Consider the following 24,853-nt stretch of genomic DNA (forward strand, 5'->3'; position numbering starts at 1 on the left):
CAGCCTGCTGCGGATCTTCCCGCCCCGCATCGCCCTGAGGCCACTCGACGTCAGCAACCAACGCCAGGCGTGGACCTTCCAGTTCATGGAGTAGACGCGTGAACCGAGTGCCCGGGCTGGCCGCCGGCCCAGGCACCGCCCCGAAAAGGCGGCCCTGCTCACTACGGCCGCTTGCCGGGTGACAACAAGCCTGCCCGTGTGTCGGCTCTCGCGCTTCGGCTCATGTCCGTCGCTGTAGGCGCGGGGTCGGCCTGCTACCCGTGCAGCAGCCTTGTGCTGCGCGGGCCCATGCAAATGCTGCGCTGCACCCACGACACCACCTTGCCGCCACCCAACGACCACCCCCAGGACCACGAACAGCACCATCACCACGACAACGGCCACCCCCAGGACCACGAACAGCACCATCACCACGACAACGGCCACTACCCACTGAACCCACCGAACAGTGCCCCGTGCAGACCACCAGCGATCAGCACAACCAGGAGCACCGGCTCCTCGCCTCTGCAGGCCCTCGTCTCACACTGCACCCCGCCCGCCTGGGGAATCCGGCTGTGTGCCTCATAGCAACAGCCGGGCGGCAACGGTCACCCTGCCGTGCAGGGCGCGGCGGTCGCCGGACATCGCGTAGCGGCGGGCGGCGAGTCCGTGCTCGAGGGGCTCGCCGATCTGCTCGCACAGCAGCGCCATGACGCCGCTGGCCGCGTCGGTGTCGGCAAGGTAGGCCGGGGCGACTTCGAGCATCAGCTCGCCGATGGCGTGCGCGCTGGCGAAGAGGTCGTCGGCGAGCTGGCGCCCTGCGGCGACCCTGGGATCTGCCGACGGGCTGTCCGATAGTGGAAGCGGGGCGGTGCGGACGTCGCGGACGGCCTGGCGGACCACCGCGCGCACCGTCGGCTCATCGAGAGCCGTCAGGCCGCTGTGGGCGAGCGTGGCGAGTCGGCGGGTGATCAGCTCCGCGACGCCGTCCGGCCGGAGACGGCGATCAGCGCGCGCTGGGACAGGCCGTAGTCGAGCGCGGCGGCGGCCGGGTCGATGTCTCGCGTGCGAGACGTCTCGGTGCTGGCGGCGACGGCACCGTGGATCGCGACCAGGGCGCGGGCGACGTCCAGGAGCCGGTACGCCTGCGCGCGGCTGATGCCGAACTCCGCCTCGCAGTATGCCTCCCAGCTCGGTCGACCGAGGGGTTCCCAGACACGGGCGGCGTGCGCGTCCCGGACCCGGGCGGCGAGCACCGCCAGGCAGCGCCGGACGTCGTCGATCGCCTTGCGCAGCCCGGCCGTCATCTCCCGGGCCTGTGCCGTACTGAGCGGCGGCCGCGCGAGTTCGGCGACGTCGTCCTGGTCGTGGTCGTGCTCGCCCATGTCTCCATCGTCCTCCGCGTCGGCGGGCCGGACCAGGGCGTACGGAGGCTGTCCGGTGCCACTTTGACCGGCCGCTGCCGGTGACCAGACACGGATGGGCGGTTTCGCGGCGAACGCCGCCGCGTCTTCCGGGCGTTGGCCTACCCTGCGGTGCCATGGACATCGAGCTGACTGGCGATGAACACCTGCGGGCACTGGCCGCGCTGGAGGCCGTTGTCGGAAACGACGACGAGGGCCTGGCTGCCCTGGCGGGCGGTGCTGGTGAGCGGCCTCTGCCGGTGCTGCTGGCCGCCTACGGGCAGCACACACTCCACCGCATCCTGATCGCCGCATTCGGCATCGACGCCACCATGGACTACGACGAAACGGGCCGACTGGTTGCGGAGATCAACGCTGATCCGCTGGCCCGCATGGTCTTTGTCCTGACGGACGCCCTGCACAATCAGGCCGCTCTCGCCGGTGACGACGCCACCACCGCGAAGCTGGTCGCCCGATCCATCCTCCTGGCGATCCATGCGTTCACCGACGCCGACGACCAGGACGCCCTGACCCTGCTGCGCGCACTGCGCAACGAGGCTCTCCAGGTCGGCTGAGCGGCCCCGGTCAAAGTGGCACTGGACAGAAGCACGGCGCGCGAGGTCTGCCTCTTAGCCTCATAGCTCACCGCGTCTACCTGGGGTTTTGGGGTGTGTGGCTCATAGACCTCACACCCCGTGGCGCCGAGTCCGGTGGTCAGATCCGCCAGGAGCGGATGCGGTCGGCCGCGTCGTATCCGTCGGTGCGGCCGGCGTCGATGTCGCGGGCGAGGTCGATCAGTGTGCCGTACGGCGGGTCGACGGTCTCGCCGGCGGCGTCCATGTAGGCGACGACGATCGCGGCGGCGTACAGGGCGTTGCGGGCCGGGAGCGGGCGCAGCCGGATCACGGCGTGCATGAGGGCGGCCGCGCGCCAGGCGTTGTCGACCCTGGCGCCGACCTGCGGGGTGTTGACGCGGTGGCGGGCGACGGCGGCCACGAGGTTGGAGAAGTCGTGGACCTCGGGCTGCTTGGGCAGCACCTCCGCCTGGCGTTCCAGCAGCCAGCGGATGTCGATGTGGAGCTCCACCTCAGGCAGCCCGCCCCTGGTGCCCGGCAGCGTCCAGGCGGGCGGGGGCGTCGTCGGGGAAGGCCGCGTCGAACGCGTCCGCGTTGTCGGCGATGAACTGGCGGAAGACCCCTGCGGCGTCCTCGAGGCGGGGGTCGCGGACCGCGTTGTGCGCGGCCTCGGTGATGAGCGCGGTCACCGTGGTGCCCTCGGTCTCGGCACGCTCCTGCAGCTGGGCGTGGAGTTCCTCGGGGACCCGGATCGTCACTGACTTCGACATACCCCTGACCGTACAGCAGGGCGTACAGCACAGGGGGCGGATCCGGCAGAAACGGATCCGGCAGACCGCTCGTGTGCGGTAGCGGGCGTCAGGAGGTGGCGGCCACCGTGCCCGGCCCCCACCGGTGATCCGGTACGGCCGGATCACGGTCTGATGCGTTGTCAGTGGCCCCCGCCACACTGGCCTTCTTGCCGATGAACCAGGGGGGCCGATGGCGTTCCGGGCCGTGCACGCGCAATGGGGGACCGTCTTCGCGCACCTACCCGATCTCGGCTGCGGGCGCGCGTGGGACCAGGTGTGGAAGGTGCGGCCGCCCGCGCCGCTGACCTGCGACGAGTGCCGACACCCGATGCACGCCAAGCGGTCCCCCAGCGGCCTGCGGTTCTTCGCCCACGCCCCGGGGGCCCCGGAATGCTCGCTCGCCGGAGAAACGCTGGCGCACCACCTGCTGAAGCTGGAGCTGGCAGCCGCCGCCCGGGACGCCGGCGCGCACGCCGAGTTAGAGGTCCGCGGTCCGGAAGGCGCCTGGCGGGCCGATGTCCTGGTGAGCGATCCGGCTGGAGCCTGGCGGATGGCCCTGGAGGCACAGCTCTCGCCCATCACGCCGGATGACATTGCAGCCCGTGCGGAGCGGATGCAGGCGGACGGCGTGCCCTCGGTGTGGTTCAGCGACCGGTACCGGCCGCCGTGGCTCGGGCGGGTGCCCTCGGTGAGGGTGAAGGCCGTCGTCGACGGCGGCGGCCTGGTCGTGGCGGAGGGCCTGGCGAAGTTCTCCGGCGGGCAGTGGGAGGCAGGCCCGCAGGTGCCGCTCGCGGAGTTCCTGCGGTGGGTGTTCGCCGGCCGGGTGGTGTCGCACCGGCGGCGGGCTCCCGTGCGCAGTCCCTTGCCGGCTCGGCGCACCGTCTGGACGGCCCCGCAGTACGCCCAGCAGGAGGCCGCCCACCTGGAGGCGGAGGAACGCCGGAAGCGCCTGGAACAGGAGGCGAAGCGCCGCCTCCTGGAGGAGGAGCGGGTCCGGTGGGAGCAGGACCAAGAGCGCCGGCGCCGGGAGGACCAGGAGCGGGCCAGGGCACGCGGTGATCGCGAGGCGGCCATTCGTGCGCTGCTCGAACGGCAGGCTGCTCTGGAGAAACCGGCCTTCGAGTTCGTGCGCCGGGAGACCGGCGTCCACCCGTTCGTAGAGGACGGTGGCGCCGCCGAATTCGCCATGGGCGTGCCGGTGTACGTCGGGATGACCCCGTACGGCGTCATCTGCCCCGTGGCCAGTCGGGTCGCCGCCGTCCGGGACCGCCTCGCGCCGCTGGTGGTGTTGGTCGCCTCCGAAGGGGAGCGGCGTCGCATCGCCGCACAGGCCCGGCCCGGACAGCGCATCGAGATCTTGGACGGCGGCCCGGCCGCCGTGCCGTCCCCGCGCCCGCCGACGGGGCAAGACACCCTCCCGCTCCCCGACGCGATCGAGGGCACATCCGTTCCCCCGGCGGCAGCGCCACCCGGTTGAGACTGGTGACAAGCGGCTGAGAGTGCTCAGCACACCTCTACCATCCTCACTATGAGTAGCGAGAAGGTCACCGTACAGGTAAATCCGAAACAATTGCCGGTCGACAGCTTCACCGACTCCGACGTCGCCAGGATCGCGACGGTGAGGGCCGCCCAGATGCGTGCGGAGGCTTACGAGGACTTCGCACTGATGGTGGCTGAGGACCTGGCGCAGTTCGGCGACTACGTGCGCAAGGCGGTGCTCCTGGAGAAATCGGTGGAGACCAGGTTCGTGACGGCTGCGGTGATCGCGGCGCGTCCGCGTGCTTTTGTCGTCCGGCTCCCCGGCGGCCGGATTGCGCTCACGCAGACACTCAAGGCGCCGCTCGCAGCTCAGGTCTCCGCGTACCTCGTCGCGGGCGGACCGTCCCGGAGTGCGCACACTTGTGTGGGGGAGGCGTACCGCACCACGGGTCCGGGCCCGGCGGTCGAGATCCTCGCCGGAACGACCCGGCACGCCGTCGTCACAGTAACCCGGCTGCGCAACTCGTAGGCGCGCCTGGCCGCGTTGCCGCTGATGAAACTGACGAGGTGGACCAGTTGCGTGGCAGCAGGCAGAGAAGGAACCCTGACGGGGGTGCCGATGCCTGAGCCATCGGCGGAGGGGACTAGGAATGAACGCCGACAAGCAGCGCATCGGTTGGTCCGGCAAGGTATGGCGTGCGTGGGAGTCGGTGTGCGGCCGGGGCTGCTGGTACGTCGTCTTCTGACCGGAGGGTGAACCGTACAGCGATGAACGGGCCGTTCTCCTGCGTCGCACGCGATACCGGTGGCAGGCCTCCCGGTGGGTTCGGGACTTCGGCGGGGGCCTCAGCACGCCGATCCTGGTCGCGCCGCACGACCTGACCCCGCAGTACGCGTCCGGAGAGCCTCTCTATCCGTACCCTGACCGGCCTCTTGGAATGGACGACCAGGTCGTCGGCCGCATGCCCGGGAAGCCCGACGCCTGAGGAAGGTGCCGGCGCCGGCTGCACCGGTTTCAGCCTGTGCGAGTCCGAGAGTCAGGCGAGGGATAACCCGATGACGTGAGGCGCGTGCGCTCGGGATGACGGTCCTGCGGCGACACAGGACCGAACCGGAAGACAGGAACGAGCGATGACGGACGTGCACAGCTCCGTGCTCGCGGCCGGCTGGACGCCGCGTCGTCGGCCTCCTACCCGTCGCACTCGATCGTGGCCGAGGGGTTGGCGGCCGCGGCAGACCGGGAGAACTGGTCCCAGGCGGAGAACCGGCACTTGGAGGCGCTGCGTGCCGCGCTGCTCTTCTTCACACGGCCCGACGGCACGTTCCGCGGTCCGGGGCTCCGAGGCTGGCGGCGCGTAGGTGGGCCAGAATGCGGTTGTGGCGGGCGGCGGTGTTGTCATGAGTGCGGCCGGGCCGGGCGGCGGATATCCAGATCAGGCGGCCCCTCTCGTCAGTCAGGGCGAGGAAGTGCAGGCCGTGATGGCGGTGCTTCCCGGAGTAATTCCGCCGGTCGGCCTTTCCGCGGCGCTGGGTGGGGATGAGGGTGCCGTCGATCAGGACGACTTCCTCGCCCTGCTTGGCGATCTTCTTCAGGGCGCGGTCCAGGCGCGGAGCCTGGGCGGCGAGCAGTCCGATCAGCTCGTCCCGCCAGCGGCGGACGGTGGACTCGGACACGTTGTTTCCGCCGGCCATGTCGGCCAGGCGCTGGTCGTGGCGCAGTACGGCCAGGACGATCACGGCGATCTTCCCCGGCGGCAGGATCCGCCACCTGGACCGTATCGCCTTCAGATGGCGCCTGAGCAGATCGGCGAGGTGGTTGACGGTGCGCGGGGACAGCGGCAGGCGGCTGTTCTGTCTCAACGAAGTCAGTCGTCCACATAGCACTGACCTGGGGGGACTGGATTGGGTGACACACATGGACTCGGTTCCTTGAAACAGACCGGTCGGCTGTGACGCACCGCTAGGACCCGGCGCTGTTCCGTCTCAGCCGATCTGATCCGCGTCTCAAATGATCTGGCCCGATTCGCTCGTCGTCTCAGATGATCTGTTCCCGTTGGTGCTGCTGTCGGCGAGGGCGGCAAGCGATCGTCTCTGTCACGGCCTACGACCGGGGCGACATCACTCCATCGACTCCAGAAGGCGGTCGAGTGTCCGGCGTCCCATGCTGCTCATCGTCGGATTGCTCTTGGCGTAGTACCAGACAACGCCCATCGCCTGTTCGAACGCCCATGCCTTGCCGCGCTCCCACTCCAGATCGTCACAGGCCAGTGTCCGTCGGAGCACTTCCCTCGGGCCTGGCTGCAACAGGTGCCAGGCACTGACCAGATCCAGCGCGGGGTCGGCCGGGCCGAAGCCGCCGGTGTCGAGTACACCGCTGAGCCGGTCTCCCTCGACCAGTACATTGCCGGGAATCAAGTCACCGTGGCTCATCACGTCGGCACCCGTGCGCGGCAACTCCCGAAAGTGGTTCCACACCTGGCGCAGCCGGGGCACGTCGAGCAGCCTCTCACTCTCCTCGAAGCACTTCGCCATCCAATCGTCGTGGTCGGTGAGAACGCCGCCACGATTTTCGCCGCTGAAAAGCCGCCCCCGCGTCTCGGCGTCCCGCAGGGCGGCGATGAAGGCCGCAAGGTCCTCGGCAAAAGCGTCCGACCCACTCGGGTCGGCGTCAAAGGCGACCGTTCCCGGCAACCATGTCTGGACCGACCACGGCATGGGGTAACCCGCTCCGGGCTTTCCCAAGGCGACGGGTTCCGGGGCCGGGAAGCGGGACACCTGTGCCAGCTCCGCGCTCGCCTGGGCTTCCTGCTCCAGAACAGCCAGCGCCTCGGCGGCATCGACCAGACGCAATGGGAAACGCGCGGAGAGGTCGTTCCCGATGCGGAAGATGGCGTGGACCGTCCCGGTCGACGACAGGCGTCGGATCGGCCTGGCGCTCCACTGAGGGAACTGTTCTTGGATCAAGGTCACAACGATGTCAGTGGTCAGGTCCACCTGGCCATCGTGCATCGTCATGCTCACAGGCCCTTCCACTAGTCCAATTCGAAACGCCGGAAGCAGACCAGATCAACTGAGACGACAACCAGTATTCATGCGCCAGGGTCCGGATCAACTGAGATTTTCGCCCACCCAGGTGTCGCAACCGTTCTGGTCGCCCCAGGTCACAGTGGCGGCTTCGGACCAGATCACTTGAGACGGGACAGGCGCCATGTGCCACGCAGGTGTCGAGTACAGACGTCTGACCGCCAAGCCGGACGTGGTGCCGACTCCTCCGCTGCTCGGCGATGATCACTGGAAGGAGCCGCCTGGGCTAGGTGCCGGCGCGGACACATTGCCGACGGCCTGCTTGAAGCCGGGACAGTCAACGATCAGCTCGTGGTCGCAGACCGCGGCGTGCCGGAGGCTGTCGCGGAGCCGCTTGAGCTGGCCGATCTGCTCCTCCAGGTCGCGGGCCTTGGCGGCCATGCGGAGGCGCAGGTCCGCGTCGGACGGCCGCGCCACGAGGAACCGGCCAATCTCAGCAACCGAAAATCCGGCGCTGCGCGCGCATGTGATCAGCCCCAGGCGTTCCAGCACGTCCGGATGGTAGGTGCGGCGAAGGCCGTTGCGGCCCGCAGGGGCGATCAGGCCCTTCTTCTCGTAGAACCGCAGGGCTGAGGGCGTCAGTCCGGAGCGCCGTGCGACCTCGGCGATGTCCAACATCGCTTCATCCATCGAAGTCCCCTTGACTTGAATCGCAGTTCAAGTTGCAGCCTAGTTGCCATGAAGATCCATCACTTGAACTGCGGATCGGTCCGGACGATCGAAGCCACCTACGACGGCCCACAGCCCACACCTGCCGTGAATCACTGCCTGCTGGTCGAGACCGACGCCGACGGCTTGGTCCTGGTCGAGACCGGACTGGGCCTCGGCAACGTCCGGGATCCGGGCGGCACGCTCGGCACCGAATGGGTCGAGATGGCACAACCTGCGCTCGACGAGGAGGAGACGGCCATTCGGCAGGTCGTCAGGCTCGGCCATGCACCGTCCGACGTGCGCCATATCATCGTGACCCACCTGGATGTGGACCACAGCGGCGGCATTCCCGACTTCCCCGGCGCCCAGGTCCACGTGATGGCCGCCGAACTCGCCGTGGCGCGCGCCGAGGCGCCCAGCTTCCGCTACCGCCCGGCCCACTGGGCACACGAGCCCGAATGGGTCACCTACGATCACGAGCTTGGCGAGCAGTGGTTCGGCTTCACCGCGTTGGAGCCGAAGGGACTGCCACCAGAGATCAAACTCATCCCCCTCGGGGGTCACACCGTCGGCCACACCGGGGTCGCCGTGCTGAATGGCGATCGGTGGCTCCTCCACTGCGGCGACGCCTACTACTACCACCGGGAAGTCGGCGAATTGAAGGAACCCCACCCGCTGCTGGACATCGTCCAGACGCACGCACAGGCGCACCGCGACCTGCGGCTCGGAACTCAGGCCAGACTGCGCGAGCTGGTCCGTGACCACGGTGACCAGGTCGAGATCTTCTCCGCGCACGACCCATGGGAGCTGGCCCGCTACCGCACCTGAGATTTTCGTGGTGGTGTCACGCCGCGGCCTGGACGGCCCCCGTGAAGCCGTCGAGCAGACCAGGCCGGTAGCGCAAACGAGCCGCGCCGACCCGAGGAATCGAAGTCCCGCAGCACCAACCGGTCCTGCTCCCACCACGACTCATAGCCGACGTGCTGGCGCTGTTCGGGTCGTAGGCGCCCAGTACCGGCCTGGAAGTGCCGCCCACCGCGCGACCAGCCGATCGACCAACAGCCGTGCACGAGCCGCCCCAGCCGGTACAGCCATTCCGAATGCCAGCACGCTCAGCCGTGACTGGGTTCGCCGAGACAGAAGCCCGAACGACTCGGTTCGTTGAGAAAACGACTCGATTTGAGTGAGACAGGACAGCGGCACTGGTAGACAAGCGGGCAGGTGTTCTCGGCGCGCTTTTTGGTATTCGTCACACGATTCCAACGGCCGCCGGGGGCACCCCGGTTACGCCCGCGCTGAGCCGCTCCGGAGTGGCGGTTCTCATGCTCACAGGCGGGTGGTGAATCGACCGTCCGGCTTTTTCCGCAGCCAGCCGCGATCGGTCAGTCTGACCAGCTTCCCCCGTAGCGGTTCCAGCTTGCTCCGCAGGCTGATGTCCACTCCCAGCATCTCGCCGACCTCCCGGGCCATGATCGGTCCCGCAGCTTGCCGCACGGCAGCGAGGATTCGCTGATAGTCCGGCGGAAGCATGGTCTCCTCCACGCCCGGCTCGCGGTGCGGGATCAGCATCACCGCTCGGCCGCCCACATGCCCGGGCGCCGGCGCGGCCGAGGCGCGTTCGTTGACCCGCTCGAGAACTCGTTCGGCGACGGCGAGTTCGTCTCGCTCGGCCCGCACCTCTGCCAGTGGCCAGACGCGACCCCGACCGCGACGCCGGGGCGGTCATCGACCTCAGCAACACCGATCTCCGCGGCTGCGGTTCCCTGGCAAGGTACTCATCGCGCTGCCCGGGGTCAGCTTGTACGAAGCGGACCTACGCTGGGCCTATCTCAACGGCGCGGACCTCCGCAGGGCGGACCTCTTCAACGCGAACTTGGACGCCGCCTTCCTGGATGAAGCCGACCTTAGGGGAGCGCGTCTGGCGGGAGCGAGCCTCAGCGCCGTGACGCTGAAGCACGCGAACCTTCGCGGAGCGGACATGACCTGCGGAAGCTTCCTGGTTGATCCAGAGACCGGTGAAATGGTCGAGCGAACGGACTGCGTGAACCTGGAATACGCCTTTCTCGACGGCGCGGATCTTCGAGACGCCAAGATGAGCGACACCAATCTGAGCAACGCGACCTTGACGGGTGCGGATCTTCGTGGCGCGGACCTTTCGCGCTCGAACCTGGCCAACGTGGACTTCCGTGGCGCCAGGCTGGATGGTGCGAAACTGAGGGGTGCTAAGCGGACTGGAGCGCTTGGGTTGCCGCAGGACGACCAGGGACAGGGATAGTCGTCATCGAGAGCGCGTAGCCGCGCGGCGCGTCTCGTCGAGGGCGGCTGGGTGCAGCTGTCCCTGGCCAACACCCGCCCCCCCAGGAACGCCGTTCTGCTGCGGACCGCACCCCGGCCGGCCCGGACAGTGGCATCCCGCGAGCCCCGGTGGTTCCGGTGACGCACCGGCAGCTCACCCTGTTCGAACCGCCGCCCCGCATATAGGCCAGCGCCGACTCCCGCGGCTCCGACCGGCTGAACCGGTGCACGAACCGCCCGTGCACCGCATCCAGCTCACTCGCCCACACACGCACCTCAGCAAGGTCCCCACCCATAACCACGCCAACGACCAACCTGGCCAGCAGTCATGGCAGACACCGTTGCAGCACTAGGGTTGATCGCCCAACGTCGTGAACACATCATCAGGAGATGCGATGCGGAAGTATCCAGTCGTTCGTGGAGCCCTCGTCGTGGCCGGAGCCGTCGCCCTCGTCGTCGGGGCGACCGGCTCCGCCAGTGCCGCCGACACCACGCTGACGCTGAAGCGCAGCGGAAACACCATCGGTACCATGACCCACCTCGACCCCGACCCCGACACCTTCCGGGTGTGCGACAAGCGGGCCGACGGGCACGGGGTCACCGGGAAGCTCTACACGTACGTGGCCGGGTGGCAGTTGAAGGAGACGAAGTCGGACGGGGGCGACGCCGGTTGCGACTACTTCGACTACAACGTCGTTCCGTATGCGGCCAAGTACTTGATGAAGCTGTGCTGGAACGGGCCCGGTGAGGTCTGCGTCCAGAAGGAGTTCACCGAGGACTGAGCCGTCAGATCACCGGGACACGGAGCGCGACCTTGCCTCCCGTCGTCTCGCCTCGCAGAAGCGGGGCGACCGGACGATTCGCCGACGCTTCGCCAAGCGGCACAGGCGAACGACACCTGCCTCGCCCGGCCTCATGAGCTGGGCAGGGCAGGCCGCTTAGTGCTGCAACGGTGTCTGCCATGACTGCTGGCCAGGTTGGTCGTTGGCGTGGTTATGGGTGGGGACCTTGCTGAGGTGCGTGTGTGGGCGAGTGAGTTGGATGCGGTGCAGGGGCGGTTCGTGCACCGGTTCAGCCGGTCGGAGCCGCGGGAGTCGGCGCTGGCCTATATGCGGGGCCTGATCGCTCCGTTTGCAGCGCAAGAACGGCTGGACGCTGGCGGAGGAGGCCGGCCATGGCGGTCCGGACCGCATCCAGAGGATGTTGAACCGGATCGAGTGGGACGCCGACGAGGTCCTCGACGATGTGCGCCGCTACGTGGTCGACAACCTCGGCGACCGGGAGGCGGTGCTCATCGTCGACGACACGGGCTTCCTGAAGAAGGGCACACGCTCGGCAGGGGTGCAGCGGCAGTATTCCGGCACTGCGGGGGCCCGTATTTCAATAACTGTCAGCGACGGGTATCCGCAGGGGTTGTTCGGGCGTGTAGCTGTTCCAATGTGCGGGCGGGTGATCCGGGTATCGGAGTGACGAGGATCCGGTGCAGGTCCAGGAGCCGTTTTGCGTCCTGGTACTGGATGGACAGGTTGGTGCGGTTGACGCCCAGTAGTTGGGCCAGGAACGTCATGGTCACCGCTCTGCGGCGGCGCAGGATGGCGGCCAGGAGCCGGTGGGTGTGGTCCACGCTGCTGGTCTGTGGATGGCGGTAGCTGCGCGGGCGGTTGAAGCGTCGCTGGAATGCTGCCTCGGCCAAGGCGTCCCAGAAAGGCTCCGAGACCGCCACCAAATACTCAAAGGCGGTTCGTGACATGCCGGTCAGGGCCGGATCGGTGAGCATCGCGGTCAGGGCCGGGTCGGTCCGGTGTGTCGTTGCCGGCGCGTCTGGCGCTCGCGGTGGAACGGGAGACAGTGTGTAGTTCCAGTCACCGTGGAAGGTGTTGGGTGTGATCGCAAGGGCGTGGAACTCGGCGGGTGTGACGCTGATGCCGAGGTCGTAGCTGCCTGTGTCCAGTTCGGCTCGATGGTCAGGCCGGTCCTGGTTGTTGTGGCGGCGATGGTCTCGAGGACGACCTGGTAGCTGGTCAGCGGCCGCCCCCGCCAGTTCGCGGTGATGTGACAGAACATCCGGTGCTCTATCTTGTTCCACTTCGAAGTCCCCGGCGGTAGGTGACAGACCGTGATCTCCAGGCCGCTCTCTCGTGCGAAGGTGGCAAGGTTGCTTTTCCAGGTCCAGCGGCGGGGGTCGTTGGAGCCGCCGGAGTCGGCGGTGATCAGGAGCCTGCTGGCATTTGGGTGGTCCGCCCGTCCGCGGTGCTGCCACCAGCGTCGGATGGACTCCACCGCGAACTGGGCTGTGTCGTGGTCGGTACCGACGTTGACCCATCCGCTGTTGTTGGCAATGTCGTAGATCCCGTAGGGGATCGCCATGGGCTGGTCGTTGGTGGTGAACGTGTGGCAGTCCACCTTGATCGCGTTCTTGCCAGGCCGCCAGGTGCGACCGGGCCGGTCCCGGTTGCCGAGCCATTCCTTGGCCTTGGTGTCGACGCTGATCACCGGCTGGGCATCGTTGAGGAACGCGGCGGCGGTGGCATTCAGGTGGGAGAACTGGGCATCGCGGTCCGGATGGCTGATGCCCTCTGTTGTCTTCGCGGTTCCCTGCAGGCTGTAGCCCAGGGTGTGCAGCAGGTGTCCGACGGTTGAAGCGCTGTCCGGATGGCCTTTTGTGGTGAGGGTCGAGGCCAGGGTTCGTAACGACAGCGTGGTCCACCGCAAAGGGGAGACGGGGTCGCCTCGGGTGTGCGGCTCGATCAGCGACTCCAGCGCGGGCAGCAGACCAGGGTCGCTGTCTGTGAGCCGCTTGCGGCCCGCACCTGGAGCCCGGACCCGCAGGGTCGGTGAGGAGCAACCGGCCAACTCGGCCATACCTCGCGCGATGGTTGCAGTGCTGGTGCCGGAGGCGGCGGCGACCCGAACGATCCCGCCGCGGCCGAGGGCCGTCGCCTCACTGGCCAGGTACAACCGACGGCGGCGCTCATCGAAGTGCGGCAGGATCTGCTCGAACTTGGCCCGCAGAGCACGAGCGGCAACGCGGCCTGACAGACACGGGGTCATATCTCAGACGCCATCCGCTTTCCGAACGTGATCGTTTGGTTCGGGCTGGGTGGGCATGAACTCCGGCTGGCGGCGGGAGAGATGGGCGTGGTTCGTCTGCTCGTCTCGCTTGTGGAGGTGGCTGGTGCCGTCGGTGCTCGGTCTGCTGGAGGCTCGGGAGAAGAAGGTCCGGGAAGAGGTAGCACGGCTGCGGGAGGAGGCCGAGCGGGTGGAGGCTGCCCTTGGCGAGGCGGAACGGGCACTTCAGCGTCTGGCGGATGCCCGCGTGACGGTGGCCGAGGTGCTGGCCGAGCCGCCGCCGGTCGCAGTCGCGGAGTCGGTGGTGAGTGCGGTGGCGGGGTCGGTGGTGCCCAGACGGACCGAGGGCATGACGGCGGCGGTCCTGCCTGCGGACTACCAGCGGATCATGTCCGTGCTGGAGTCGGATGCAGCCCGGGAGGGTATGCGGTGCCAGCAGCTGGCCGCGGCCCTGGGCCTTCAGGTGGTTCCAGCAAAGGTCGAGGGGCTGCGGTCGAAGGCGAAACGCCTGGTGGAGCGGGGGTGGGCGCTCCAGGTGCGGCCGGGGGTGTTCATCCCGCTCGCGGCGTCGGCCGGCTGAAGCCGCCTGGCCGGCGCCCGGCCAGGCGACTGCCCATGAGCATGGTCATGGACCACAGCACCATGGCCTCGTGCATGGCGGGCAGTGTCTCGTAGTCACGCACCAGGCGGCGCGAGCGCATCAGCCAGCTCAGGGTGCGCTCCACCACCCACCTGCGCGGCAGCACCACGAACCCGCTGGTGTCGTCGGTGCGTTTGACGATCTCAAGGGTGAGCTGGAGTTTCTCGGCTGCCCAGCCGACGAGCCGACCCGCATAACCGCCGTCCGCCCAGACGAGGCGGATGGAGAAGTACATGGTGCGCAGCCGCTCGAGCAGCGGGACGGCGGCGTCGCGGTCCTGCACGCTTGCCGCGGTCACCGCGACGGCCAGGACCAGGCCGAGGCAGTCCACGACCAGGTGCCGCTTGCGGCCGCCCACCTTCTTCCCACCGTCCCACCCGGACGTCGAGCGCGGGATGTTCGTCGCCACCCGCAGTGACTGCGAGTCCACGATGGCGGCCGTCGGGTCCGACGAACGGCCCTCCTTCTGGCGGACCGTGTCGCGCAGCCGGTCGTGGAGCTCGGTGAGTAAGCCCGTCACCTGCCAGCGTCGGGCGAACGCGTGCACCCGCCGGTACGGCGGGAAGTCACAGGGCAGGTTCACCCACTTGACACCGTTGTCGACGACATAGCGGACCGCATCAAGCATGACGCGGTGGCAATAGCCCTCCGGTCTTCCGCCCCGCCCCTGAAGCCACGCGGGAACCGGCAGCAGCGGCCGGATGACCTGCCACTCCGCCTCCGTCAGGTCGGAGCCGTAACACCGCACGCGGTCCGGCCCGTCCGCCGCGTTGCCGAACCTGTGCGCGAGACAGTCACACGCCGGAGACGGCGCGTCGGACTCCCCAGACGCAAGCGCGACAGACTGCAGCAACAGGGCCTCCCGGTGCTCGTTGGCTTCGACAACCCCGAGCTACCGCGAGGCCCTGCCTTCATGCACCGACCCCACCGCGATCACCCGATCAAGACCCTTGTTCGACCAACAAACCCGCTGATCGGAAAGCAGATGGCGTCTTAGCTTGACGTTTATCCTCGCAGGTCACCCGACCTGCTGATCTGCGGTTCTTCCCGGGACAGCGGGGGCGGCCGTTCTCCACGCTTCGAGATGTCGAGTCACGAAGCACGAGAGAACGGCCGCTGCGTATGAGTCTCCCGGTCGACGCGCCCGCAGGCGACGCATTGGGCATCCTGTCCCGCTTTCGGGTCGAGTTCTACGAATGCCTCTACGCCCGAGCGGACGCGCTCTTCGAGCTCACGGACGCGGTGTTGTGCGCGGACGGGCCGGTGAAGACCCTGGTCGAGCTGTCGCTGGCGGTCGAGCACCGGCGCGGGCACGGCGCGCTGTACGCGGCTTTGGACCGCGGTTGGCTGGAGCCGACGCGGTTGCGCCGCACGCTGGCCGGCCTGCCGCTGCCGAAGGCGGCCGACGGGCGGATCGTGCTGGCCGTGGACGTGAGCAACTGGCTCCGCCCCGATGCCCCGACCAGCGACGACCGGCTGTTCTGCCACGTCTACGGACGTGGCGACCGCAAGACGGACCAGTTCGTGCCGGGCTGGCCGTACTCCTTCGTTGCCGCGCTGGAGTCCGGCCGCACCTCCTGGGTCGCGCTGCTGGACGCCGTGCGCCTGGGACCCGCAGACGACGCCACGCTCGTCACCGCCGCCCAACTGCGCGACGTCGTCGAGCGGTTGACGCAAGCCGGGCACTGGCGGCCGGGCGATCTGGAGATCCTGATCGTGATGGACGCCGGCTACGACGTCACCTACCTCTCCCACGCCCTGGCCGACCTGCCGGTCGTGCTGGTCGGGCGCCTGCGCTCGAACCGGGTCATGCTCCGCGACGCAGGCCCCGCACGTTCCGGTCCGAAGGGCGGGCGGCCCCGTCGGCACGGCGGCGTCCTCACCTTCGCCAAGCCCGACAGCTGGCACCAGCCCGACGTCACCACCAGCACGGACACCACCAGCTACGGCAAGGCCGAGACGATGGCCTGGGACCGGATGCACCCCAGGCTCACCCACCGCGGCCCATGGCTGGACCACGCCGAGGAGGAACTGCCCGTCCTGCACGGCACGTTGGTGCGGCTGCAGGTCGAGCGACTGCCGGGCGACCGCGACCCGAAACCGGTCTGGCTATGGTGCTCAGCCACCGCCGCGACGCCGGTGGACGTGGACCGCTGGTGGCAGTCGTTCCTCCGCAGGTTCGATCTTGAGCACACCTTCAGGCTCCTGAAGCAGACGCTCGGCTGGACGGCCCCGAAAGTCCGCCACGCCGACAGCGCCGATCTGTGGACCAGGCTCATCATCGCCGCCCACACCCAGCTCCGCCTCGCCCGCCCCCTCGCCGAGGACCTGCGCCGCCCCTGGGAGCGACCCGCCGAGCCCCGCCGCCTCACTCCCGCCCGCGTCCGCCGGGGGTTTCGCAACATCCGCGCGACGGCGGCCCGTCCGGCGACCGCACCAAAACCGTCCAAGCCAGGACCGGGACGGCCTCCCGGCTCGAAGAACAAGTACCGGGCCAAGCGCCACGACGTCGGCAAGACTGTCAAACGCGCCGAGTCGATCAAGGAACACCAAGCCCGCCGAGGATAAACGTCAAGCTTAGTGGGCGCTCTCGTCAAACGTCAGGCTTGCGAGGAAGCGACAGGCTGATCAGCAGGCGCCAAGTACCATCGAGCTTGGACTGCGATTTGCACCTCGTTCTCCTTTGGCCGAAGCTGGAAGAAGAGCTCATCCACCCACTGGCAAAGCCGCGGCGGCCCGGTTCGACCGACTTCCGAAGGAAGGGATTGTCGTGACCGGTATTCCCACTCAGCTCGCTCTGGCGGACATGGTCTTGGACTCGCTCCGCGTCGGCGCAGGACCGGTTCCGGAAGACGCTGATCTGCCCTTCTTCTATCTAGGGGCCATCGGCCCAACGTTGGGTGATTTCCTTCCTACCGAGCCCGGCACCACGAATCCCAGCTTTTCGCAGGCACCGCTTTTCGACGTCTGGGCGCCGGTCCTTGGACTACTCGCTGGGACCCCGGGTACGCCACCCACTCCAGGGCTTTACTCCAACGTTCTTCGACTGAAGGACATCCTCCGGCGGCTGGGCCGCGTCGCCCGCGACGAAAGCAAGCTCGACTTGCTGGACATGGAAGGAGAACTCACGACACTCCCTGACTTGATCAACACCATTCAGGGGCAAGTTTCCTCTGTAAACGGGATGCGATCGAGTATCCAGAGTGCCATCCGTAATGCCCGGCCTCGTAACAAAGTACCTCCTACAATTGAACGGCATGCTCGGGACGTTCTGCACAGTCACCGCACGGGCACATTCTGGGAGGCGCTGCACCGGGGCGCCACAGCTTCCGCTGACTCGAGGGTGCGCGCCTTCGGACTCGGTACCTGTGTCGGCTACGCCGGCGCGTTGTGCGGCAATCCTTTCATCAACGGTGTCGTGGGCGGCACCTACCGCAATCATTGGTGGCGGCATCGGTGGGTCTCTCAATGCATTGATGCCTGGGTGTGGGGTTACGACCGGACACGTCGTCAATTGCGTTTTGCGGGACAGGAAGTCGTGTTCCCGCCTCCGCCGCCCGGCGCCTCTACGGAGGGCCGCGTCCCTGTACCACCGTACAAGGCGTGGAAGAACATCGCGGGGTCAGATCTGCAGGACAAGTTCGCCGTGGGCGGGATCTCTCCGACCTCCGTTCTCGATGCGATCCGTGATCGCACGATGGTGCCAGCGTTCTTGCCCGCCGAGTTGGTGACCCTCTGGCTTGACTGCGCCTTCACCGCTCACGGCGACTTCCCGCTTGGATTCGACAGAAACGGAGTGCAGGGAGCATACGGACTGGCCTGGCTGATTACGTGGATCAACGGTTCTGGGTCTCTGTTCGGATCGACCCCGCCAAATCGAATCAACGACCCCGACGGCTGTGGTGAACGTCCACCCTGGGTCGAGGTCGACGGCAGTGTCGTGGTCGGGGGAACGGTAGTGACACCGCCGACGCCTGCACAGGCCATGCCGAACCCATCAGCTGTCGAGATCGCCAGCGCAGTCGCCGCCGCAATCCTGGGAGGAATCGCCTACTTCATGGGTGCGGTAGTTGCGGGCATCACTTTGCTCGTGAGTGCTGCGGTGATCGTGGATGAGAGCACCGATCCAGACTGGCACGTCATTCGCTGCCATCTCGGTTGGGTGAACTCCTTCCTTACTCAGCTCGACAATGCCTTCCGGGATCTTCTTCGGGTTTCCGGCCTCGGTCCGCCCTTCGCGGTGCAGCTCGCTCACAACGAGGTGGTATTCCAGAGTCGCGGCGGCCGCGTCTTGCTTGAGGATTCTGCACTGAATACGTGTGTCAGTCCTTCTCGTCTTGAAGAGGGTCGATTCCCGCAACACGCATGGTCGGCCACAGAAAGCGACTGGATCACTTATCCCGATGGGCGACGCGAAGAACCAGGGACGGTCTCATACCCCAGGGGATCATGGTTCCCACGTCACTTCCTTGACGGGCTCACGTTCAATGACAACGGCACTGGCGCCAGCCCCCGGTTCACTTCAGTTCAGACTAACCCGCTAGCCACTTCGATAGGCATGCCCCTCGCTCTCGATCCGGCCGAATGGGAAAAGCGGATGAAAGAGGCAGAGGATGGCGCAGTTCCGCAGGGCGAGTTCGGCAACGCGGTGAGCGTCGCCCTGGCACTGCTCGGCCGAGCGCCCGACCAGAAGCTCCTGGACTGGGACCTGGATGGCGACCGTGGACTGGGGTGGCCCACCTGGGTCAGGGATGGCAGCGGGGTCATCCGTGAATAGAGGAGGGACTGCGATGCAGCAGCACGTGGACACTCAGCATGGGCAGAACCCGGAACCTCCTCCGCAGTACTCCCCGTGGCTCGTTGTCCGCTCCACTCCGGATGATCTAGGAGCCCGACCTGTACCTGCTGGGACCGTGTACTACACCTGCCCAGACATCGGAGCCGTCCCGGCCGACGCATGGGGACGCGTACGATCGGGCGAGGAGGTGAACGTCTCCGTGACCGTTCAGAACCTCGGTCTCGCCCCAGCTCACAGGGTTCGTGCGACATTTTGGTTCGCTGAGGCCAACAGCGGGATTGTCCCTGCCAACGCCAAACGCATCGGTGAGTCCCCCAGGTACGTGTCCATCCCAGCCGGCGGCGTGGAGACGCTGACTTGCGAGATGCCCTGGACGCCGCAGTACGTGGCCGGCAACCATGAGTGTCTCGTGGTGGAAGTAAGGGGTGAAGGCGACCCGGTTAAGTTCACCTTCCGCCCCGATCTGGATCGCCACGTAGGCCAGCGCAACATGACCATCCTCGATCCAGAAGGCCCGACCTGGCATTCGACCCTAGTGATCACAAACCCTTTCGACACGGAAGTTCTGACGTCGCTTCATCTACAGTCTTTCGCTGTCCCCTACCCGGCACGCCTCCTAGGCTACGGCGGACTGTATATTCGGCCTGCAGACGTGCTGTTCCATGCCCACGACCCCAGCCTTCTTGGGCTACTCAATACCCTTGGCATGAGCCCACGCGAAGTGAAAACGGGAGCGGGCTTGTGGTGGGGGGATCCAGACCTCCAAGCGGACAAGGCCAGTGGCTACGACGAGGACACACAGCGCCGACTGCGTCAGCGAGGCAACGCAGATCACGACTTCGGGGTCGAGATCGTCCGCTTCGCAATGGCGCCCGAGAGCATGGCGCGGATCGAGGTGAATGCGGAAATCGGTGGGCTGGCTGGGCAAGCACTCATACACAGAATTACACAGGTGATCGAAGGCATCGACGTCGGCGGCTACAGTCTGCTCTCACTGCCCCCTGAATAGCCTTCGTAGAGCGCCGTGTCACGAGGGCGGGGATCCAGATGTGGCATCGATCCGCTGGTGTCAGACGTCATCCGCTTTCCGAACGTGATCGTTTGGTTCGGGCTGGGTGGGCATGAACTTCGACTGGCGGCGGGAGAGATGGGCGTGGTTCGTCCGTTCGTCTCGCTTGCGGAGGTGGCTGGTGCCGTCGGTGCTCGGTCTGCTGGAGGCCCGGGAGAAGAAGGTCCGGGAAGAGGTCGCGCGGTTGCGGGAGGAGGCCGAGCGGGTGCAGGCCGCCCTCGGCGAGGCAGAACGCGCACTTCAGCGTGTTGCGGATGCCCGTGTGACGGTGGCCGAGGTGCTGGCCGAGCCGTCCGCGGTCGTGGAGCCGGTGGGGAGCGCGGTGGCGGGGTCGGGGGTGCCGCGACGGGCCGAGGGGATGACGGCGTCAGTCCTGCCTGCGGACTACCAGTGGATCATGTCCGTGCTGGAGTCGGCCGCGGGCCACTGGGGATGCGGTGCCAGCAGCTGGCCGCGGCCTTGGGCCTTCAGGCGGTCCAGGCGAAGGTCGAGGGGCTGTGTCACGCACCAGGCGACGCGAGCGCATCAGCCAGCTCAGCGTTCTTTCCACCACCCACCTGCGCGGCAGCACCATGAACCCCGTGGTGTCGTCCGAGCGTTTGACGATCTCGAGCGTGAGGTGGAGGTTCTCAGCCGCCCAGTCGACCAGGCGCCCCGCATAGCCGCCGTCCGCCCAGACGAGCCGGACGGAGAAGTACCGCGTGCGCAGCCGCTCCAGCAGAGGCACCGCGGCGTCCCGGTCCTGCACGTTCGCTGCGGTCACCGCGACGGCCAGGACCAGGCCGAGGCAGTCCACCGCCAGGTGCCGCTTGCGCCAGCCCACCCTCTTGCCGCCGTCCCAGCCGGACGTGAAGCGCGGGATGTTCGCCGCTGCCCGCACTGACTGTGAGTCCACGACGGCGGCCGTCGGGTCCACATCACGGCCATCCTTCTGGCGTACTTTGTCGCGCAGCCGGTCGTGGAGCTCGGCGAGCAAGCCCGTCACCTGACAGCGGCGGGCGAACGCGTGCACCCGCCGGTACGGCGGGAAGTCACAGGGCAGGTTGACCCACTTGACGCCGTTGTCGACGACATAGCGGACGGCGTCCAGCATGACGCGGTGGCAATAGCCCTCCGGTCGTCCGCTCCGCCCCTGAAGCCACGCGGGAACCGGCAGCAGCGGCCGGATGACCTGCCACTCCGCCTCCGTCAGGTCGGAGCCGTAACACCGCACGCGGTCCGGCCCGTCCGCCGCGTTGCCGAACCTGTGCGCGAGACAGTCACACGCAGGAGACGGCGCGTTGGACTCCACGGACGCAAGCGCGACAGACTGCGACAACAGGGCCTCCTGGTACTACTCGGTTGGGATCGCAACCCCGAGCTACCAAGAGGCCCTGCCGCTATGCCCCGACCACCGAGAGATCACCCGAACAGGAACCCTGTTCGACTGATCAAGCCTGCCGAACGGTAAGCGGATGGCGTCTCAGACTCCCACCAACACCCCTCTGCCGAGCACTTATTGAAATACGGGCCCCCGGCCGCACCGAGAACTGCCAGATCAGCGTCTTCGCCGCATACGCCACCACCCGAGGTCACGCCCTGGTCGACCGGGAGCTCTACCTCCCCAAGTCCTGGGCCGACGATGCCGAACGCTGCCGAGCCGCCCGCATCCCTGAGCACCGGGGCTTCGCAACCAAGAACGACCTCGCCCGCGCCATGGTGTTGCGGGCGCAGTCCGGCCCGCTGCCCTTCACCTGGGTCACCGCGGACGCCGCCTACGGGCAGGACTCCCGCTTTCGCCGCTTCCTGGAAGACATCGGCTTGTCCTATGTCGTCGCCGTGCCCAAGTCCCAACAGGTGCACGGCCCGCGCATCGACTACCTCATCGGACAGGCGCCCGCCGAGGCATGGCAACGCCTCACCTGCGGCGACGGCGCCAAGGGGCCACAGCTCTACGACTGGGCGGCCGCCCGTCTGCCGGCGGTGTGGGAGTTCGACGGCGACGAGCCCACCCGGCAGCGCTGGATGCTTGCCCGCCGCAGCATCGCCAAGCCTGGCGAGACTGCCTACTTCCTCGCTTCCGCACCTCTGCATGCCACCGTTGCCGACCTCGCGCTGATCGCCGGATGCCGTTGGAAGATCGAGGAGTGCTTCCAGTCCGCGAAGAACGAGTGCGGCCTGGACCAGTACGAGGTACGCCGCTACATCGGCTGGTACCGGCACATCACCCTGGCCATGCTCGCCCATGCCTTCCTGGCCGTGACTGCCTCCCAGGAGCGGGAAAAGGGGGACCTCGAGGCGACACGCCCGACCTCGTGGACCTCACCCCAGCCGAGATCCGCCGTCGGCTGGCAGTTGCGCACCGACGTTCTCCTGCACGGACAGAGCACGCGGTGAACTGGTCACGATGGCGTCGCCGACACCAGGCTCGAGCCCGACGTTGTCACTACACGCAACACAGTCACACGTTCGCGGGACGGGCCGGGAGAACCCGTCCCGTCTCCGGCACCGCCCCGCTACACTCCCCAGACCCAAGCCGTTGACCAGGCAAAACACCAAAGTCCGGCTGGAGTGCTAGTGCTCTCGTTGGCCCTTGAGCTTTGCAGCTAGCCCGTGCCTACCCAGCTTGAGCGCACATCGCCCCGGCTCTTGAGGTTGCTGAGCTGGGCGTTAGCCTCAGCGGATGATTCCTGAGCCGCCACCGAAGGTCATCACGCGTCTCCGCGACGGGCAGATCCTCGCCTACGTCGTGGGCGCCGGCGTCTACGGGACGCTGGAGCCCGCAGCGGTTTTCCAGCCGCGGGATGGCGAGGAGGTCGTAGCGTCGGTGGTCCGGCAGGATTTGGAGCGGGTCGTGTACACGACGCTGAACGGAGTCGTCTGCCTCACGCGCGCCGGCGACCTCATGTGGGCCTCGGACTTCGAACCGCACTCTGACGTACGCCATGGCCACCGGCCTGGCTGTGCGCTGTCTCTGGACGGCCGGACGGTGTGGGTCTACCGGCCGGACGCGATGGCGGGACGCGGGGGCGGGGACCAGTGGGTCGTGCACGACGCCGACAGCGGTGTGGTTGTCGCCCGCCGGGAACTGGAGACGGTCGGGCACGGTGCCTTCCATCATCTGCATCCCGTGGACGGCAGCGTCTACATCGACATCGGTGAGGGCCAGGACGGCTCCGTCATTCTCCGGGGCACGGGCGGGACGGACAGCGAGCTGGAGTTCGTGACGTACCCGTGGCAGGACCGCTGCCTGATCGACCTGGCTCCGTCCGGGCACCAGTTCATGACCGTGGACCACGGGCAGGCGGACGTCGCCTTTCACGACCACCCCAACGGGGACGTGCTCTTCACCCTCCCCATCGAAGCCTTCGGGTATGACCCGGAGGAGTCCTTCGTGGAATGGAGCGGCGGCTACCTGACCGAGAACACGGCCGTCGTCACCCTGGGTGGTGAGAGTCAGGACGAGGAGGAGTGGTTCCGTTGCCACCTCGTCGACGTACGCACGGGCACCCTCAGCGGCGAGTTCACCGTCGAGGCGAGCAACCCGTACGAGCTGGTGCCCCTGGGCGACGGTTCCTGGCTCACCGGCGGCCCCAGCGGCGGCCCCGTCCGTTGGTCCAGCGCTCCGCAGCCGTCGGTACCGCCGCACCCGGCCGTACCAACCTCTCCATACGAGAGGCAGCAACCGTGACGGCAGACCCCCGAGTGCCGCTGATTCCTCGGGCGCCTGAAGGCTTGAGCCGGCGAGCTCAGTACTTCGTCGACAGCGCCTGAACCTCGACGGATTCGAGCCGGTACCCGAAGTCCAAGGACTCGCTGACACCTGGTGGCGGGGCAAGGACTCGCTCATCGCCATCTACCGCGGCGAAGCCTCAGGCTTCAGCGCCCCCCACTGCCTGAGGGCCCATATCTACGGCGGGCTCGATGCATGGGGCCTGGTCGGCAACTGACTCCCGAAGGCCGAGCCCCTCGGTCCCGCCGCTGAGCGTTCGGGTTGCTACAGGGGCCAACTTACAGCGCTAAAGACGGTGACGGTCTGCACCGGGTGCTTCCTCCACGAGCACCTCGCGCTGGAGCACCTCAGAGAGGTCCGCGCGGCGATGGGCGCGAACGGCTACACCGGCACCCTGCACGTCCTGTCCTCGGTGCTCACCACCGCCGAGGGTATGGACGCCGCCGCCGGCCTGGGCCCGTTCCACCTGACGCCGACCGCCGAATGCTTCACCGAACGCCGGCAGATCCTCAAGGAGTCCAAGGCCAAACTCACCCCCGAGGAGATGGTCGCTGCGCTCGCCCGGGGCAAGGAGTGGGGGCATCACCACCGACGTCACGTACATCGTCGGCCTGGACCCGATCGAGGAGGCCGTCGCACACCTGCGGGACTTCGTCGACGTCACGACGGCCTTCCCCGGTTCCGGACCTACCCGGCCCACAACCTCTTCATGGACGTCTACCGCACCCGGGTGCGGACACGATCGAGTGGCACCTGACGATGCGCCGCAGCGTGGAGGAACTCTTCGCTGCGACCGGGCTGCGTCCGCGGTGGTGGCAGAACTACCGCTCCCCGTGGTGCTTCACCTTCGCCGGTGAGGAACTGACGGGAGCGAAAGTCTGATGACAGCGCTCACTCTCCCCACCCCCTTACGGGCCACGAGGCCAGCCACCACCGTGATCCGCGCGGTCCGTGCCCGGCAACGGGTCCCCAGCCCGCCGGACTCCCGCGCGGACTGCCCGAGCCGATCGCCGCAGCGGCGGCGAGCCGCCCGCGGGCCTGGCCTGGGCCGAGGACCGTACCCGGTTCGCCGTCGAACTCGTCGGCGACGGTGTCTCCGGCCGGCAGGCCCCGGTCTCCGAGACGGCCGCGCAGATCATCGCCGCCGACCTGGCCCGCGGACTGATCGGCCACGACGCCGCCGCCGCTCGCCGTTTCCACTACCGGCGGAAGGCCGGGCGGCATCGTAGCGGGCCGCACGCCTGCCAGGCCGCCTCGGCCGTCGAACTGGCCTGCTGGGACCTGGCCTCCCGCGCCGCCGGGGTGAAG

Annotated in this window: 22 protein-coding genes and 6 pseudogenes; 16 read left to right on the top strand and 12 right to left on the bottom strand. The window is 67.8% G+C overall.

Translation table 11 applies throughout. The features are described from left to right. Nucleotides 1–561: 561 nt before the first annotated feature. The gene (locus tag ACWCPF_RS43615; RefSeq protein ID WP_451050711.1) at nt 562–891 is read right to left on the bottom strand and encodes a hypothetical protein; all 330 of its coding nucleotides are present in this window, start codon (nt 889–891) and stop codon (nt 562–564) included. Between the two features lie 59 nt (nt 892–950). Further along, entirely contained in the window at nt 951–1,364 is a 414-nt protein-coding gene (locus ACWCPF_RS43620; RefSeq protein WP_451050712.1) for a hypothetical protein, read from the bottom strand. A gap of 155 nt (nt 1,365–1,519) precedes the next feature. On the opposite strand from ACWCPF_RS43620, the gene ACWCPF_RS43625 reads away from it, so the two are divergent. Further along, complete coding sequence (locus ACWCPF_RS43625) at nt 1,520–1,957, top strand: hypothetical protein (protein WP_451050713.1); 438 nt, start codon at nt 1,520–1,522, stop codon at nt 1,955–1,957. A 139-nt stretch (nt 1,958–2,096) separates the two neighbouring features. Here the strand turns inward: ACWCPF_RS43625 and ACWCPF_RS43630 are convergent, their stop codons facing one another. Both ACWCPF_RS43630 and ACWCPF_RS43635 read right to left on the bottom strand, forming a co-directional pair. Then, on the bottom strand, nt 2,097–2,468 hold the full coding sequence (locus tag ACWCPF_RS43630; RefSeq protein WP_451050714.1) for a toxin Doc: 372 nt from the start codon (nt 2,466–2,468) through the stop codon (nt 2,097–2,099). Between the two features lies 1 nt (nt 2,469). Then, nucleotides 2,470–2,727 (bottom strand): YlcI/YnfO family protein, encoded by a 258-nt coding sequence (locus ACWCPF_RS43635; protein WP_451050715.1) that lies wholly within the window; start codon nt 2,725–2,727, stop codon nt 2,470–2,472. A gap of 211 nt (nt 2,728–2,938) precedes the next feature. Between ACWCPF_RS43635 and ACWCPF_RS43640 the strand changes: the two genes are divergently transcribed. Together ACWCPF_RS43640 and ACWCPF_RS43645 are read left to right on the top strand one after the other, a co-directional pair. Next, nucleotides 2,939–4,225, top strand: a complete 1,287-nt coding sequence (locus ACWCPF_RS43640) for a competence protein CoiA family protein (protein ID WP_451050716.1) — start codon at nt 2,939–2,941, stop codon at nt 4,223–4,225. 51 nt (nt 4,226–4,276) lie between these two features. Continuing rightward, on the top strand, nt 4,277–4,756 hold the full coding sequence (locus ACWCPF_RS43645) for a hypothetical protein (protein WP_451050717.1): 480 nt from the start codon (nt 4,277–4,279) through the stop codon (nt 4,754–4,756). A gap of 773 nt (nt 4,757–5,529) precedes the next feature. Here the strand turns inward: ACWCPF_RS43645 and ACWCPF_RS43650 are convergent. The 3 genes from ACWCPF_RS43650 to ACWCPF_RS43660 form a co-directional block, all read right to left on the bottom strand. After that, nucleotides 5,530–6,087, bottom strand: coding sequence for a transposase family protein (locus ACWCPF_RS43650; protein WP_451050718.1), 558 nt, complete (start codon nt 6,085–6,087; stop codon nt 5,530–5,532). A gap of 258 nt (nt 6,088–6,345) precedes the next feature. Continuing rightward, nucleotides 6,346–7,242 carry an aminoglycoside phosphotransferase family protein gene (locus ACWCPF_RS43655; protein WP_451050730.1) on the bottom strand — a complete coding sequence of 299 codons (897 nt, stop codon included), beginning with the start codon at nt 7,240–7,242 and terminating at the stop codon, nt 6,346–6,348. Nucleotides 7,243–7,515: 273 nt separating this feature from the next. Beyond that, nucleotides 7,516–7,941, bottom strand: a complete 426-nt coding sequence (locus tag ACWCPF_RS43660) for a MerR family transcriptional regulator (RefSeq protein WP_451050719.1) — start codon at nt 7,939–7,941, stop codon at nt 7,516–7,518. Between the two features lie 48 nt (nt 7,942–7,989). Between ACWCPF_RS43660 and ACWCPF_RS43665 the strand changes: the two genes are divergently transcribed. Further along, entirely contained in the window at nt 7,990–8,790 is an 801-nt protein-coding gene (locus ACWCPF_RS43665; RefSeq protein WP_451050720.1) for an MBL fold metallo-hydrolase, read from the top strand. A gap of 498 nt (nt 8,791–9,288) precedes the next feature. Here ACWCPF_RS43665 and ACWCPF_RS43670 read toward each other — a convergent pair whose 3' ends face one another. After that, nucleotides 9,289–9,639 carry a hypothetical protein gene (locus ACWCPF_RS43670; RefSeq protein WP_451050721.1) on the bottom strand — a complete coding sequence of 117 codons (351 nt, stop codon included), beginning with the start codon at nt 9,637–9,639 and terminating at the stop codon, nt 9,289–9,291. A 121-nt stretch (nt 9,640–9,760) separates the two neighbouring features. On the opposite strand from ACWCPF_RS43670, the gene ACWCPF_RS43675 reads away from it, so the two are divergent. Next, the gene (locus ACWCPF_RS43675; RefSeq protein WP_451050722.1) at nt 9,761–10,237 is read left to right on the top strand and encodes a pentapeptide repeat-containing protein; all 477 of its coding nucleotides are present in this window, start codon (nt 9,761–9,763) and stop codon (nt 10,235–10,237) included. Between the two features lie 193 nt (nt 10,238–10,430). Here ACWCPF_RS43675 and ACWCPF_RS43680 read toward each other — a convergent pair. After that, nucleotides 10,431–10,553 (bottom strand): annotated as a pseudogene (locus ACWCPF_RS43680) (IS701 family transposase); the annotation flags it as partial. A gap of 99 nt (nt 10,554–10,652) precedes the next feature. Here ACWCPF_RS43680 and ACWCPF_RS43685 point away from each other — a divergent pair. Continuing rightward, nucleotides 10,653–11,039: a hypothetical protein gene (locus ACWCPF_RS43685; protein ID WP_451050723.1), complete on the top strand. Its 387-nt coding sequence runs from the start codon at nt 10,653–10,655 to the stop codon at nt 11,037–11,039. Nucleotides 11,040–11,252: 213 nt separating this feature from the next. Beyond that, a pseudogene (locus ACWCPF_RS43690) lies at nt 11,253–11,628 on the top strand (transposase); the annotation flags it as partial. Here the strand turns inward: ACWCPF_RS43690 and ACWCPF_RS43695 are convergent. Further along, nucleotides 11,511–13,308: pseudogene (locus ACWCPF_RS43695) on the bottom strand (ISAzo13 family transposase). The pseudogenes ACWCPF_RS43690 and ACWCPF_RS43695 sit on opposite strands and share 118 nt — an antisense overlap. 124 nt (nt 13,309–13,432) lie before the next feature. On the opposite strand from ACWCPF_RS43695, the gene ACWCPF_RS43700 reads away from it, so the two are divergent. Then, on the top strand, nt 13,433–13,906 hold the full coding sequence (locus tag ACWCPF_RS43700) for a hypothetical protein (protein ID WP_451050724.1): 474 nt from the start codon (nt 13,433–13,435) through the stop codon (nt 13,904–13,906). Here the strand turns inward: ACWCPF_RS43700 and ACWCPF_RS43705 are convergent. Then, complete coding sequence (locus tag ACWCPF_RS43705; RefSeq protein ID WP_451050731.1) at nt 13,878–14,714, bottom strand: IS5 family transposase; 837 nt, start codon at nt 14,712–14,714, stop codon at nt 13,878–13,880. The two genes, ACWCPF_RS43700 and ACWCPF_RS43705, sit on opposite strands and share 29 nt — an antisense overlap. Nucleotides 14,715–15,088: 374 nt before the next feature. On the opposite strand from ACWCPF_RS43705, the gene ACWCPF_RS43710 reads away from it, so the two are divergent. From ACWCPF_RS43710 to ACWCPF_RS43720, 3 genes are all read left to right on the top strand, one after another. Further along, complete coding sequence (locus tag ACWCPF_RS43710) at nt 15,089–16,534, top strand: NF041680 family putative transposase (RefSeq protein WP_451050725.1); 1,446 nt, start codon at nt 15,089–15,091, stop codon at nt 16,532–16,534. A 202-nt stretch (nt 16,535–16,736) separates the two neighbouring features. After that, on the top strand, nt 16,737–18,743 hold the full coding sequence (locus ACWCPF_RS43715; protein ID WP_451050726.1) for a hypothetical protein: 2,007 nt from the start codon (nt 16,737–16,739) through the stop codon (nt 18,741–18,743). Between the two features lie 220 nt (nt 18,744–18,963). Then, nucleotides 18,964–19,773, top strand: coding sequence for a hypothetical protein (locus ACWCPF_RS43720; RefSeq protein ID WP_451050727.1), 810 nt, complete (start codon nt 18,964–18,966; stop codon nt 19,771–19,773). A 427-nt stretch (nt 19,774–20,200) separates the two neighbouring features. Here ACWCPF_RS43720 and ACWCPF_RS43725 read toward each other — a convergent pair whose 3' ends face one another. Then, nucleotides 20,201–21,124 (bottom strand): IS5 family transposase, encoded by a 924-nt coding sequence (locus ACWCPF_RS43725; RefSeq protein WP_451050732.1) that lies wholly within the window; start codon nt 21,122–21,124, stop codon nt 20,201–20,203. A 224-nt stretch (nt 21,125–21,348) separates the two neighbouring features. Between ACWCPF_RS43725 and ACWCPF_RS43730 the strand changes: the two are divergent. The 5 genes and pseudogenes from ACWCPF_RS43730 to ACWCPF_RS43750 all read left to right on the top strand — a co-directional run. After that, a pseudogene (locus ACWCPF_RS43730) lies at nt 21,349–22,209 on the top strand (IS701 family transposase); the annotation flags it as partial. Between the two features lie 286 nt (nt 22,210–22,495). Further along, nucleotides 22,496–23,503, top strand: coding sequence for a hypothetical protein (locus ACWCPF_RS43735; protein WP_451050728.1), 1,008 nt, complete (start codon nt 22,496–22,498; stop codon nt 23,501–23,503). Nucleotides 23,504–23,582: 79 nt separating this feature from the next. Next, a pseudogene (locus ACWCPF_RS43740) lies at nt 23,583–23,762 on the top strand (hypothetical protein); the annotation flags it as partial. A gap of 78 nt (nt 23,763–23,840) precedes the next feature. After that, nucleotides 23,841–24,302: a hypothetical protein gene (locus ACWCPF_RS43745; protein ID WP_451050729.1), complete on the top strand. Its 462-nt coding sequence runs from the start codon at nt 23,841–23,843 to the stop codon at nt 24,300–24,302. A gap of 194 nt (nt 24,303–24,496) precedes the next feature. After that, nucleotides 24,497–24,853: pseudogene (locus ACWCPF_RS43750) on the top strand (hypothetical protein); the annotation flags it as partial.

It is taken from the genome of Streptomyces sp. NPDC001858 (assembly GCF_053594615.1).

Excerpts from the sequence above, each read along its gene's own strand:
- ACWCPF_RS43620 (WP_451050712.1), bottom strand. The coding sequence starts at position 1,364 with ATGGGCGAGCACGACCACGACCAGGACGACGTCGCCGAACTCGCGCGG.
- ACWCPF_RS43625 (WP_451050713.1), top strand. The coding sequence starts at position 1,520 with ATGGACATCGAGCTGACTGGCGATGAACACCTGCGGGCACTGGCCGCG.
- ACWCPF_RS43635 (WP_451050715.1), bottom strand. The coding sequence starts at position 2,727 with ATGTCGAAGTCAGTGACGATCCGGGTCCCCGAGGAACTCCACGCCCAG.
- ACWCPF_RS43640 (WP_451050716.1), top strand. The coding sequence starts at position 2,939 with ATGGCGTTCCGGGCCGTGCACGCGCAATGGGGGACCGTCTTCGCGCAC.
- ACWCPF_RS43645 (WP_451050717.1), top strand. The coding sequence starts at position 4,277 with ATGAGTAGCGAGAAGGTCACCGTACAGGTAAATCCGAAACAATTGCCG.
- ACWCPF_RS43655 (WP_451050730.1), bottom strand. The coding sequence starts at position 7,242 with ATGACGATGCACGATGGCCAGGTGGACCTGACCACTGACATCGTTGTG.
- ACWCPF_RS43660 (WP_451050719.1), bottom strand. The coding sequence starts at position 7,941 with ATGGATGAAGCGATGTTGGACATCGCCGAGGTCGCACGGCGCTCCGGA.
- ACWCPF_RS43665 (WP_451050720.1), top strand. The coding sequence starts at position 7,990 with ATGAAGATCCATCACTTGAACTGCGGATCGGTCCGGACGATCGAAGCC.
- ACWCPF_RS43685 (WP_451050723.1), top strand. The coding sequence starts at position 10,653 with ATGCGGAAGTATCCAGTCGTTCGTGGAGCCCTCGTCGTGGCCGGAGCC.
- ACWCPF_RS43710 (WP_451050725.1), top strand. The coding sequence starts at position 15,089 with ATGAGTCTCCCGGTCGACGCGCCCGCAGGCGACGCATTGGGCATCCTG.
- ACWCPF_RS43735 (WP_451050728.1), top strand. The coding sequence starts at position 22,496 with ATGATTCCTGAGCCGCCACCGAAGGTCATCACGCGTCTCCGCGACGGG.